The sequence below is a fragment of the Stenotrophomonas sp. SORGH_AS_0321 genome (assembly GCF_031453215.1).
Taxonomy (GTDB): Bacteria; Pseudomonadota; Gammaproteobacteria; order Xanthomonadales; family Xanthomonadaceae; genus Stenotrophomonas; species Stenotrophomonas chelatiphaga.
This window is the reverse complement of sequence record NZ_JAVIZG010000001.1, coordinates 2,868,644-2,881,016: the sequence shown is the minus strand read 5'-3', so window position 1 is coordinate 2,881,016 and position 12,373 is coordinate 2,868,644. Positions and strand designations below refer to the sequence as shown.

Here is a 12,373-nt window from a genome sequence, read left to right as displayed (position 1 = left end):
ATGCCTGCCAACCCGACGCCTGCCGCTCCTGCTTCGACCCCCCGCCTTGGGCATGCGCTCAAGCCCCGCCAGCTGATCATGATGGGGCTGGGCAGTGCCATCGGCGCCGGGTTGTTCCTCGGCTCCGGGGTTGGCGTGCAGCTGGCCGGCCCGGCCGTGCTGCTGTCCTACCTGGTCGCCGGTGCGCTGGTGATCATCGTGATGAACGCGCTGGGCGAAATGGCGGCCAACAAGCCGACCAGCGGGGCGTTTTCGGTGTATGCCGCCGACGCACTGGGCCCGACCGCCGGTGCCACCGTCGGCTGGCTGTGGTGGGTGCAGCTGGTGATCGTGATCGCCGCCGAAGCGGTAGGCGCGGCCGGCCTGCTGGCGACGGTATGGACCGGGCTGTCGGTGCCGATGGCGGCCTTGGCGTTCATGCTGTTCTTCACCGCCATCAACCTGCTGGGGGTGAAGAACTTCGGTGAGTTCGAGTTCTGGTTCGCAATCCTCAAGGTGGCCGCGATCCTTGGCTTCATCGCCATCGGTGCGGCGCTGCTGCTGGGCTGGTTGCCGGATGCCACCTCACCGGGCCTGTCCAACTTCACCGGCAATGGCGGCTTTGCCCCGACCGGCCTGGCCGGCGTCGGCGCGGCGCTGCTGGTGGTGATCTTCGCCTTCGGCGGCACCGAGATCGTAGCGGTCGCCGCGGCTGAAACCGAGGACCCCGAGCGCAGCATCGCGCGCGCGATCCGTACCGTGGCATGGCGCATCCTGGTGTTCTACATCGGTTCGCTGAGCGTCATCATCGCGGTGGTGCCGTGGACCAGCGAGGCGTTGAAATCGCCGTTCGCCGCCGTGCTGGAAGCAGCCAATATCCCCGGTGCCGGCACCGCCATCACGCTGGTTGCGGTGATCGCGCTGCTGTCCGCGCTCAACGCCAACCTGTATGGCGCTTCGCGGATGATCTTCTCGCTGGCACAGCGCCGCGAGGCGCCTGCGGTGCTCGGCTGGGCCGACCGTCGCCAGGTGCCGGTGCTGGCGGTGCTGGCCAGCGTCCTGTTCGGCTTCGCCGCTACGGTGATGGAGCTGGTGTTCCCGGACAGGGTGCTGCCGGTGCTGCTTAACATCGTCGGTTCCACCTGCCTGCTGGTGTGGACGTTGTCGCTGCTGTCGCAGCTCGTGCTGCGTCGGCGGGCGGACCGCGCAGGGGTGGCGCTGCCATTCCGTATGGCCGCTTTCCCCTGGTTGACGGCGCTGGCGCTGGCCATCCTGGCCTTGATCTTCGCGCTGCTGCTGTACGGCGACCAGACCCGCCTGCAGTTCCTGTCGATGGTGGTCCTGACCCTGTTCATCGCCGGCTGCAGTGCGTTCGCTCGTCGCATCCGCGCCGGAGGCCACTGAGGATCGGGCAGGAATCGGATCAGCCGGCACACGCGCGACCGGTGCACCGGTCGCGTGTGTGCGCCACCTCAGTCGACTGTCACCGGAAGTGATACCCGCGTCATGCTGGGCGTATCGATACAGCGCTTGTAGCCGATGCCGCAGGTCAGCCAATTGCCGGTGGTCGCCACGCATTTTGCGAACTCTATACCGCAGGTGAGCGGATTGCCGGTTGGCACCGCTTGTGCGTGTGCAGGAGGGGCAGCGATGGCGCCGATCAGCAATAGGCTGCCGGCAAGGATCCGAATGTTCATTTTTTTTCCTTTTAAGTCAGCATCGCCCAAGGGGCTCAGCGAGTGGGTGTTGGAGGGAGTGCGACGCTGGTTGCGCCGGCCAGGCACTTGCCCAGCTCCAGGGTGCAGCTGACCAGGTCGCGGCCATTGATGTAGTAGCACTGGAAAAACGCCTTGGCGCAGTCGAGCGACGCGGCGCGCGGTTCCGATGACTGGGCCATTGCAGGAAGCGAGGCGGCTAAGGTCATGGCAACTGCGAGGACACCGCTTTTGAAAAAGGACATGACAACTCCTGTTGAAGAGACGGGTTGAAGTGCAAACCAGCGTTTGAGGAGGACGCGGGCGCGTCGGCGCCCGCGTCCATCGGCCTCAGGGCTCGCGGCGATCGGCGACCGCGGTGGACACACCGCCTGCCGCAACGCATTTTGCGAACGCGGTACCGCAGGTCAGCACATCTCCGCCCGACGTCAGGCAGAGGGCGAACTTCAATGCGCAGTCCGCGACGCCGCGGTCCTGCGCAGGCTGCGCATGGGCAGCCGGAATGGCGAAGGTGAAGGCGAGAGCGGCGGCAGCGACAATGGCTTTCAGATGACTCATGATGATTCTCCGTTTGAAAGTTCCCGTCGACCGGGATGGGCGGCGGTTTCGACCCCGCTCGCGATCGGGGTTTCGTCCTGGCTGGCCGGTGTCAGAACGTGGAGTCACAATGCGCTGCGGCTTGCCCGTTGGTGATGTCGGAATGTGACGTGTCTAGCAGAATTTCGGCTTACTTTTACGTCCGCGACGCAGTGCCGTTACCGATGAGCACTGCGTGGTTTTTGAATGAGACGTGACGTTAATAGCGAACGTGAGATCGCGGCGACCGCTGTAGGAAATTACGGAATGGTCGCTGTCGGCTATGCTGAATGCGACGGTGCGTCCGGGCGCCGCGCTGGACGGATTGCTCGGATACAAAAAAAACGGCCCGCTTGCGCGGGCCGTGATTCGTCATAGCGGTCCGGTCGTGCTGACCCGGTCAGGCGTTGACTTCGTCATCCTTGTACGCATCGACCGGGATGCAGGCGCACATCACGTTCTTGTCGCCGTACACGTTGTCCACGCGGGCTACCGGCGGCCAGTACTTGGACTGCTTCAGGCTGGCCAGCGGGAACGCCGCCAGTTCGCGCGGGTAGGCGTGGGTCCACTCGCTGGCCGTCACCGCGGTGGCAGTATGCGGTGCGTTCTTCAGCGGGTTGTCCTCGCGCTCCAGGCTGGCCATCTTCGATGGCAGCGATCTCTTCGCGGATCTGGATCATCGCGTCGATGAAGCGGTCCAGCTCGTGCTGGGATTCGCTTTCGGTCGGCTCCACCATCAACGTGCCGGCGACCGGGAAGCTGAGCGTCGGCGCGTGGAAGCCGAAGTCGATCAGGCGCTTGGCGATGTCTTCGGCACCGATGCCGCTGGTCTTTTCCAGCGGGCGCACGTCCAGGATGCACTCATGCGCCACCAGCCCGTTGCGGCCGGTGTACAGGGTCTTGAAGTGCGGGGCCAGGCGGGTGGCGATGTAGTTGGCGTTGAGCAGGGCGACCTGGGTTGCCTTGCGCAGGCCTTCGCTGCCCATCAGCGTGATGTACATCCAGCTGATCGGCAGGATCGACGCGCTGCCGAACGAGGCCGCCGAAACCATCCCGACATCGCCTTCGCCACCGAGCACGCGCGGCAGGAACGGGGCCAGGTGCGACTTCACCGCGCAGGGGCCCACGCCGGGACCACCACCGCCGTGCGGGATGCAGAAGGTCTTGTGCAGGTTCAGGTGCGACACGTCCGAGCCCCACTTGCCGGGCTTGGCCACGCCGACCAGGGCGTTCATGTTGGCACCGTCGGTGTACACCTGGCCGCCGTGCTGGTGGATGATCTCGCAGATCTCCACGATCTCTTCTTCGAACACGCCGTGCGTGGACGGGTAGGTGACCATCAGCGCGGCAAGGCGGTCGCTGTACTTTTCCGCATTGCGTCGGATGTCTTCGACATCGACGTTGCCGTTGGCGTCGGTCTTGGTCACCACGACCTTCATGCCGCACATCTGCGCCGACGCCGGGTTGGTGCCGTGGGCCGAATCGGGAATGAGGCAGATATCGCGATGGTCATCGCCGCGCGAGCGGTGATAGGCGCGGATCGCCAGCAGGCCGGCGTATTCGCCCTGCGCGCCGGAATTGGGCTGCAGGCTCACCGCGTCGTACCCGGTGCATTCCACCAGCATTGCTTCCAGGCCTTCGATCAGCGCCTTGTAGCCCACGGCCTGGTCGGCCGGCACCAGGGGATGGATGTTGCCGAACTCCGGCCAGGTCACCGGAATCATCTCGGCGGTGGCGTTGAGCTTCATCGTGCACGAACCCAGCGGGATCATCGTGCGGTCCATCGCCAGGTCCTTGTCGGCCAGCGAACGCAGGTAGCGCAGCAGTTCGTGCTCGCTGTGGTGGGTGTTGAACACCGGGTGGGTCAGGAAGTCGCTGCGGCGCACCAGGTCGGCCGGGATCGCGTCGGCGGTGCTGCCGTCCAGCGCATCCACGTCGGCCTGCGCACCGAACACGGCGGCCAGCGCGACCACGTCCTCGCGGGTGGCGGTCTCGTCCAGGCTGATGCTGACCGAACTGCTGTCGATGGCACGCAGGTTGTAACCGGCCGCGCGTGCGGCCTGGTGGATCGCGGCGGCATCGATGCCGGTCACGTGCAGCGTATCGAAGAAGTCGCTGCCGACGGCAACGCCGTTGCTGCGCAGGGCCGCGGCCAGGATCGCCGCCAGGCGGTGGGTGCGGCGGGCGATGCGGGTCAGCCCGTCCGGCCCGTGGTACACCGCATACATCGAGGCCATCACCGCCAGCAGCACCTGTGCGGTGCAGATGTTGGAGGTGGCCTTCTCGCGGCGGATGTGCTGCTCGCGGGTCTGCAGGGTGAGGCGGTAGGCGGGGTTGCCCTGGGCGTCGATGGAAACGCCGATCAGGCGGCCCGGCATCGAACGCTTGTAGGCATCGCGGCAGGCCATGAAGGCCGCATGCGGACCGCCGAAGCCGAACGGCACGCCGAAGCGCTGGCTGTTGCCGACCACGATGTCCGCGCCCCATTCGCCGGGGGCGGACAGCAGGGTCAGTGCCAGCAGGTCGGTGGCCACGGCGACCAGGCCGCCGCGCGCATGCACGGCATCCACCAGCGCCTTGTGGTCGGCGACCTGGCCGAAGGTGTCCGGGTACTGCAGCAGCAGGCCGAACGCCTCCGCTTCCAGTGCTTCAGCCGGGGTGCCCACGCGCAGCACGATGCCCAGCGGCTCGGCGCGGGTGCGCAGCAGTTCCAGCGTCTGCGGATGCACCGCGTCGTGCACGAAGAAGGTGTCCGACTTCGACTTGGCCGAACGCTTGGCCAGGGTCATCGCCTCGGCGGCGGCGGTGGCTTCGTCCAGCAGCGAGGCGTTGGCGATTTCCATGCCGGTCAGGTCGGCGCACAGGGTCTGGAAGTTGATCAGCGCTTCCATGCGGCCCTGCGAGATCTCGGCCTGGTACGGGGTGTAGGCGGTGTACCACGCCGGATTTTCCAGGATGTTGCGCAGGATGACGTTCGGCGTGTGGGTGCCGTAATAGCCCTGTCCGATGAAGCTGCGCAGCACGGTGTTCTGGTCGGCGATGGCGCGGATCTTGGCCAGTGCCTGCACTTCGGTGATCGATTCGGGCAGCGCCAGCGGCGCCGGCGACTTGATCCGGGCCGGCACGATGGCGTCGGTCAGCGCATCCAGCGAGGCATGGCCGACCACGCCGAGCATCTGCGCGATCTCCGCGTCGTTGGGGCCGATGTGGCGCTCGACGAACGCGTTGTGGTGTTCAAGCTCGCGCAACGAAGGGGTGTTCTGGGACATGGCGAAGGATCCGTCGGGAAAGGGCACGCACGTGGGCAGGCTGCCGATCAGCAGCCCGCGGGGCGCCCCTCTGTCCTTTTGCCTGAGAGTTTGGAAGCGCGCGTGTGCGCGGCTTCGTGCCCCTTCGGCGCCGGATCGAACCGGTCTCTCCAGAGTTTTGATGCGGGTGGTCACGGGCCTGAGCGATTACGGGCGTTTGCGCCTTCGGCAGCGGTGTCCTGCTTCTCCCACCTTGTTGCCCGCCGATTATAGCGGGCCGCGTGGAAGCCGGGGGGGCGGCGGCCCGGTAGACCCTGCTGAATGCGTTACGACCCACCGGACGGATCCGGTCCGGATCGCATGGTATTGGGGCGGCCAACGGCCTATCATGGCACCACTCTCGTATTCATCCGGCGCCACCTTCCTGTCCTGCCTGGGCCGGGTCGGGCGCCTGCCGCGCATGGCCTGCGCGGCTCCTCCGGACGCTCCCATGACTGCCGCCTCGCCTTCGACCCGCCGTCTGGCCCTGCTGCTCGCAGGCCTGGCGATGTTCGGCCCGTTCTCCATCGACACCATTTTCCCGGCATTCCCGCAGTTGGCGCAGCGGCTCGGGGTGGACGAAGTGGCGGTGCAGCAGACCGTCAGTGTCTACCTGCTGTTCTATGGCCTGATGAGCCTGGCGCACGGCCCCCTGTCCGATGCCTGGGGACGCAAGCGGGTCATCCTCGGCGGCCTGGTGGTGTTCGTGGGCGCCTCGGTCGGCTGTGCCCTGTCCACCGACCTGACCACGCTGCTGATGTTCCGCGCGCTGCAGGGCCTGTCGGCCGGCGTCGGCATGATCGTCGGCCGCGCGGTGATCCGTGACCTGTACCACGGCCACGATGCGCAGCGGTTGATGAGCCAGGTGTCGATGATCTTCGGCATCGCGCCGGCCATCGCGCCGATCATCGGCGGCTGGATCCTGCTCAGCGGTGCCGGCTGGCCACTGATCTTCTGGTTCCTGGTGGTGTTCTCGCTGCTGCTGCTGGTGGCCACCGCGCGTTTCCTGCCGGAAACCCATCCGGTCGCCGCGCGCACGCCGTTGTCGCCGCGCGGACTGGTGCGCGACTACCTGCGCATCGGCTCCAATCCTCGCTTCATGCGGCTGGCGCTGGCCGGCAGCATCAACTTCGGTGGCATCTTCCTGTACATCGCCTCCGCGCCGATGTTCGTGATGCAGCACCTGCGGCTGGGCGAGGGCGGATTCGCCTGGTTGTTCATCCCGACCATCGGCGGCATGACGGCCGGTTCGTTCCTGTCCGGGCGCATGGCCGGCCGCACCACGCCGACCCGCCAGGTCAGCATCGGCTTCATCTGCTGCGCGGTGTCCGCCGTGCTGAACATCGCCTACGTGGCCACCGCGCCGCAGCTTGCGCTGCCCTGGGCGGTGCTGCCGATCTTCATCGGTGGCCTGGGCATGGCGCTGATCTTCCCGATCCTGGCGCTGGCGGTGCTGGACATGTATCCGCACCAGCGCGGGCTGGCGTCGTCGTTGCAGGCCTTCCTGCAGCTGATGGTCAGCACTCTGGTGGCCGGGCTGGTGTCGCCGCTGCTCAGCCATTCGCCGCTGCAGCTGGCCCTGGGCCAGGCGGCGTTCTTCGCCGTGGGCTTCGTGTTCTGGTACTGGGAACACCGGCGCGAGCGCGATCAAGAGGCACTGCGGGTGGCCGCGGGCGGCCCGCCGTGAAGCAGGTCCGCGCGTGGCGTGCGGTATCCTTGGCGCCCCGATTGCCCGTACTCCGCTGATGTCGACCACCTCGAAACTGCGCCGTGACATCCGCCGGCGCCGCGAAACCCAGGCCGCCAACCGCGAAGCCGCGCAGGCCTCGCCGGTCGAGCCGCACGCCGAACTGCGTGACCAGCAGCGCACGCTGCTGGCCGGCGTGGTGCGACGCGATGGTGAATGGGTGCTGGGCATGGATGGCCGCATCGCCGGCCAGAGTGAAAGCGCCGCCCAGGTGCTGGCCTTGATCATGCAGGCCGGCGAACTGCACGAACGCAAGGGTACGCCGGTGCGCCTGGTGTATTCGGATGCGCTGCGCGATGCCGCGCAGGCCGAGGCCAATGCGCAGGGGCTCAGTTTCGATGAGTTCAAGGACGCGCTGGCAGCGAAGATGGCCGCTGGCAAGGCCAACTGACCCCGCTTGATCGCGCCGGGCGATGCCCGGCGTTGCATGACGTCCGATGGTGGCGCCGGGCCATGCCCGACGCCACCGGATGATCAGCGCTGTGCAGGCGCTGCCGGTGCTGCCGGCGCGGCCGCGCTGGCCTGCCAACCGCAGACCTGGCCCTGGTTCTGCTCCTTCAGCCAGGCGTTGACCGGGGTGAAGTATTCGATCATCGGGCCGGCATCGAGCTTGTCACCGCCGGTGAGCTCCTTCAGCGTGGCCTGCCACGGCTGGCTGGCGCCCTTGCTCAGCATCGACCAGAACTTCTGCCCGGCTTCCTTGTTGCCGTAGAAGCTGCATTCGTGCAGCGGTCCCTTGTAGCCGGACGCATCGCACAGGCCTTTGTAGAACTGGAACTGCAGGATCCGCGCCAGGAAGTAGCGGGTGTACGGCGTGTTGCCCGGCACGTGGTACTTGGCGCCCGGATCGAAGAACTCTTCACCGCGCGTGGTCGGCGGGGCCACGCCCTGGTAGCGCGCCTTCAGGTCCCACCAGGCCTTGTTGTAGTTGTCCGGGGTGATCGAGCCGTCGAACACGCCCCAGCGCCAGCGGTCGATCATCAGGCCGAACGGCAGGAAGGCCACGCCGGACAGCGCCATGCGCATCTGGTTGTTGATCACCGCTTCGCGGCTTTCTTCCGGCTTGTCGACCAGGCCGATGGAGTTCAGGTACTTCGGCGTCATCGCCAGCACGATGGTGTCGCCGATCGCTTCATGGAAGCCATCGTTGGCACCGCCCTGGAACAGCGGGGGCAGCGGGTTGTAGGCCAGGTCGTAATAGATGTGGCCGAGCTCGTGGTAGATCGTGGTGAAGTTTTCTTCGTTCGGCTTGATGCACATCTTGGTGCGCACGTCGCCTTCCATGTTCATGTCCCAGGCGCTGGCATGGCACACCACGTCGCGGTCCTGCGGCTTGATGAACTGGGTGTTCTCCCAGTACGACTTCGGCAGCGCCGGCATGCCCAGCGACACGTAGAAGTCCTGCGCGCGTTCGGTCATCTGCCGCGCGGTACGCAGTTCGGCTTCACGCTGCGCCTTGTACAGGCTTTCCACGTTGGCGTTGCTGCCGGCCTTGGCCAGCGCGCCGCTGAGGTTGCCCTGGTACTGCTTTTCCAGCGCAGCGGTGATGTCCAGGCTGCCGGCACCAGGATACGGCTGCAGCTGGTCCCACAGGTTGGACCAGTCCTGCTGCCACATGTTGCCGGTCAGGTGGGCGGCGATCAGGCCGTTGCCCACTTCGGCCTTGTCCTTGCCATAGGTGGCGTCGAGCTTGCCGCGGGCGTAGCAGTGCAGCTGCTCGTACATCGGCTTGACCTGTTCCCACAGGCGATCGGTTTCCGGGCCGATCTGCTCCGGCGGCATGTCATAGCCACTGCGCCACATCTGCCCGGCATCGGCGAAGCCCAGCCCCTTGGCACCTTCGTTCACCAGGCCGACGAACTGCTGGTAATCGCCCCGCATGTTCCTGGTGGTGCCGTGCCAGCCCTGCCACGCATCCAGCTGCTGGTCGTAGTCGCGGCTGCTGGACAGCACCTGCTCCAGGTCGCCGAGCTGGCGGCAGGAGTTCGGATCATTGGCGTCGGTGCAGTACTTGCCAGCACCATAGCTGCCTTCCATGCGGGTGGCGATCTGGGTCAGCTGCGCCAGCTTGGCCGGGTCGCGCGGGGCTGGCATCGACGACATCAGCTTGAGCAGCTGCAGCGCACGCTTGCTGTCGTCGGACATCGGCTGGCCTTCGAACTTCGCCGCCTGTTCGATCCAGCTGTTGAGCTGGGTCAGCGAGCGTTCGTTGGCCTTGGCCGCCACGCGTTCGGAATCGCCGTTGATGTAGGTCGACGACAGCCACTGCGCCGAGGTCATCTCCGGGTACGCGGCCTTGTATTCGGCGTTGATGCGGGCCACGAACTGGTCGGCGGTTTCGCCGGCCGGCGCCGTTGCGGTCGCGGTGTCGGTGCCCGGGGTGGGCTCCTTCTTGCAGGCGGCCAGCGACAGCGTGGCGGCGGCGATTGCCGACGCCAACAGGAGATGACGGTGTTTCACGGGTGGTCCTTGGGTGGTGAACGACCGCTGAAGGCTAGTGGCCCGGGCCCGCTGCCGCAAGGGGCAGTGCAATGAAAGGCACTACGGGGCGGGACGACGCACGCCGATCAGCCTTCGCAGCGGGCGAACAGGTCGTGCTGCGGATCGTACAGCGCGGTGCGCACCTGCATCAGGCCCAGCACGGAGGAGAACAGCGCATCGTGGTCGGTGCGCTGGCCGGCACGCTCGCGCAGGCAGGCCAGGTCCAGCCTGCGGTCGCGCACGAACTGCGGTGAGAACCACATCGTCATCGGCACATGGGTCTGTTCCTGCGGTGCGATCGCGTAGGGCACCCCGTGCAGGAACAGGCCTTTCTCTCCCAGCGATTCGCCATGGTCGGAGACATAGATCATCGCGGTGTCGTAGTCCTGCATCCCCTGCAGGCGGCCGATCGCCTGGGCCAGCACATGGTCGGTGTACAGCAGCGCGTTGTCGTAGCTGTTGGCGATCTGGGCACGCGTGCAACGACCGAGGTCAGCGGTATCGCAGGTAGGCGTGAAGCGGCGGAAGCGCGGCGGATAGCGTTCAAAATAAGCTGGCCCGTGGTTGCCCAGCTGATGCAGCACGATGACCCGGTCACCGGGTTTCGCGCGGACCTGTGCCGGCAGGTCCTGCAGCAGGATTTCGTCCATGCAGCGACCGTCGGCGCACAGCCCCGGCGTGGTGGCATCGGTAAGCGACTGCAACGGCAGTCCATCGCAGACGCCTTTGCAGCCGGACTGGTTGTCACGCCACAGCGTCGCGATGCCGGCATGGTCCAGCACATGCAGCAGCGACTGGTGCGCACGGATTTTCTTCTCGTCGTAGTCGCGGCGTCCCCAGGGCGAGAACATGCAGGGCAGCGATACTTCGGTGCTGGTGCCACAGGAATGCATGTCGGGGAAGTTGATCACCTGTTTCTGCGCCAGCTCCGGGGTGGTCTGGCGCGTGCCGCCATTGAGCCCCCAGTCCTGCGCACGCGCGGTTTCGCCGATGACGACCAGCAGCAGGCGTGGCCTGCTTCCCGCCGCGCGGGGCATTGCCTTGGCATCGGTGCCGATCGGAAGCTTGGGCGCGCGCTGCACCGGGTTGTCGCCACGCAGGGCGCGCGGCAGTCCCAGCAGGACATTGGCGGGCGTGGCCAGGTAGCGCACTTCGCGCTGGTTGCGCATCAACGCCGAGATTTCCTGGAACGACAGCAGCGCACCGCCGAGTGCCACGCTGGCGGCGAGCAGCAGGAAGCCGGCGCGCCACAGCAGGGTGCCGGTCCAGCGCCGCTGCGCCAACTGCACCCGCCACAGCGCGACCACCGGCAGCATGCCGATCAGCAACGGCCCGGCCAGCGAGGCGGTGAGCAGCTCGCGGCTTTCGCGGCGGTCGGTTGCCAGCACGTTGCGCAGCATGTCCGCATCCAGGTAGATGTGGTAACGGCTCATGTAGTGCGAAGCCAGCGTGGTCAGCAGGATCAGCAGGCTGACCACGGCCTTGCCGTTCCAGCGCCAGACCAGCAGACCCAGCAGGAAGGCGTGGGTCCCGAGCAGCAGCAGCAGCAGCGACACGGCATAGCAGATGCTGCCGGGGTGGGTGGCCATTGCGCTGGTCCAGAACAGCCCATTGCCTGCGACGGCGAAGTACAGGCTGGCAAGCGCGATCAGCGCCTCGCTGGAGATCAGCGGGCGCCACTGCAGCCAAGCCATGGCCGGCAGCCGTACGCCGCGTGCGACGGTGGCATTCATGCGCGCGCTCCCGCTGGGTGCCACGCCCGACGCGGCAGGCGGGAACGCACCAGCGCATACAGGCCCAGCGAGAGCAGCCAGCAGACGCCCAGCGTGCCCAGGTCGTGCGACATGAAATGCGCGCCGCGAAGCTGCTGGGCAAGCCCCAGCGCGATGCCGGCAAGCAGGCCGACGGCAAACCCGCGCCAGCGCCAGGCCGGTCGCCACAGCAGCGCAAAGAAGTACAGGCTGACCCATGCGTAACCCGCACTGGCCTGGCCGGCAGGGAAGCAGGCGGCGGCGGGCAGGATGGCGGGCCGCGCCTGCAGAAGGCCGACGAACGGACGCTGTCCGCCATAGCGCAGCAGGTCCCACGGGCAATCCATGTGGGTCAGCGATTTCAGCAGCGATACCGCGCCAGTGCCCAGTGCGATGGCCAGGACCAGGTACAGCAGCGCCCAGCGCAGGTGGCGATTGCTGCCGTAGCGCCAGTGGTGGAAACACAGCACGAGCAGCACCAGCGTTGCGGTGGCGCTGAGCCATTTGCCGCCCTTGTGCATCAGGACGGTGGTGCCCCACGCATCGCGCAGCAGCCAGTGCTGGCCTTCGAGCGCGAAGATGCGATCGGCGATCCACTGGTCACCGCCCAGCACCAGCGCGCTGAAAATCAGGGAGGCCGCGATCAAGGGCAGCCACAGGTGGCGTGCGGTGAATCCGCTGCTTGCGATCTGCCAAATGCGTGGGAGCGGATATCCGGGAACAGCGGAGCGGTGCATGTACAAGGCCTTTGGTGGATCGGCGGCCATGCTAGGGAGCGCGTTGTCGGAGAAAAATCGGAGCGATGTTCGGCTTCGGTTAAACCCGACCATCCCGCCA

General features: G+C 66.8%; 9 protein-coding genes, 1 pseudogene and 1 riboswitch. Of the genes and pseudogenes, 3 read left to right on the top strand and 7 right to left on the bottom strand.

Annotation, left to right across the window (positions count from 1 at the left end):
- Positions 1 to 1,383 (top strand): amino acid permease, encoded by a 1,383-nt coding sequence (locus QE373_RS12965; RefSeq protein WP_309687179.1) that lies wholly within the window; start codon positions 1 to 3, stop codon positions 1,381 to 1,383.
- Positions 1,384 to 1,451: 68 nt separating this feature from the next.
- On the opposite strand, the gene QE373_RS12960 is transcribed toward QE373_RS12965, so the two are convergent.
- The 4 genes and pseudogenes from QE373_RS12960 to gcvP all read right to left on the bottom strand — a co-directional run bounded on the left by QE373_RS12960 (position 1,452) and on the right by gcvP (position 5,539).
- Positions 1,452 to 1,676: a hypothetical protein gene (locus tag QE373_RS12960; RefSeq protein WP_309687177.1), complete on the bottom strand. Its 225-nt coding sequence runs from the start codon at positions 1,674 to 1,676 to the stop codon at positions 1,452 to 1,454.
- A gap of 35 nt (positions 1,677 to 1,711) precedes the next feature.
- Complete coding sequence (locus QE373_RS12955; protein WP_309687174.1) at positions 1,712 to 1,939, bottom strand: hypothetical protein; 228 nt, start codon at positions 1,937 to 1,939, stop codon at positions 1,712 to 1,714.
- 85 nt (positions 1,940 to 2,024) lie between these two features.
- On the bottom strand, positions 2,025 to 2,252 hold the full coding sequence (locus QE373_RS12950) for a hypothetical protein (protein ID WP_309687171.1): 228 nt from the start codon (positions 2,250 to 2,252) through the stop codon (positions 2,025 to 2,027).
- A gap of 418 nt (positions 2,253 to 2,670) precedes the next feature.
- Positions 2,671 to 5,539: pseudogene (gene gcvP, locus QE373_RS12945) on the bottom strand (aminomethyl-transferring glycine dehydrogenase).
- 60 nt (positions 5,540 to 5,599) lie between these two features.
- Positions 5,600 to 5,702: riboswitch (glycine riboswitch) on the bottom strand.
- Between the two features lie 306 nt (positions 5,703 to 6,008).
- Here gcvP and QE373_RS12940 point away from each other — a divergent pair.
- Both QE373_RS12940 and QE373_RS12935 read left to right on the top strand, forming a co-directional pair.
- A complete protein-coding gene (locus QE373_RS12940) occupies positions 6,009 to 7,244 on the top strand; it encodes a multidrug effflux MFS transporter (RefSeq protein WP_057509139.1) in 1,236 nt (411 codons plus the stop codon).
- A gap of 58 nt (positions 7,245 to 7,302) precedes the next feature.
- On the top strand, positions 7,303 to 7,695 hold the full coding sequence (locus QE373_RS12935; protein ID WP_057509140.1) for a hypothetical protein: 393 nt from the start codon (positions 7,303 to 7,305) through the stop codon (positions 7,693 to 7,695).
- Positions 7,696 to 7,778: 83 nt separating this feature from the next.
- On the opposite strand, the gene QE373_RS12930 is transcribed toward QE373_RS12935, so the two are convergent.
- The 3 genes from QE373_RS12930 to QE373_RS12920 form a co-directional block, all read right to left on the bottom strand.
- Positions 7,779 to 9,764 (bottom strand): M2 family metallopeptidase, encoded by a 1,986-nt coding sequence (locus QE373_RS12930; protein ID WP_309687167.1) that lies wholly within the window; start codon positions 9,762 to 9,764, stop codon positions 7,779 to 7,781.
- A 107-nt stretch (positions 9,765 to 9,871) separates the two neighbouring features.
- Positions 9,872 to 11,518, bottom strand: coding sequence for a phosphoethanolamine--lipid A transferase (locus QE373_RS12925; protein WP_309687166.1), 1,647 nt, complete (start codon positions 11,516 to 11,518; stop codon positions 9,872 to 9,874).
- Complete coding sequence (locus tag QE373_RS12920) at positions 11,515 to 12,273, bottom strand: phosphatase PAP2 family protein (RefSeq protein WP_309687164.1); 759 nt, start codon at positions 12,271 to 12,273, stop codon at positions 11,515 to 11,517. The genes QE373_RS12925 and QE373_RS12920 overlap by 4 nt, the downstream gene beginning before the upstream one ends.
- Positions 12,274 to 12,373: the final 100 nt, after the last annotated feature.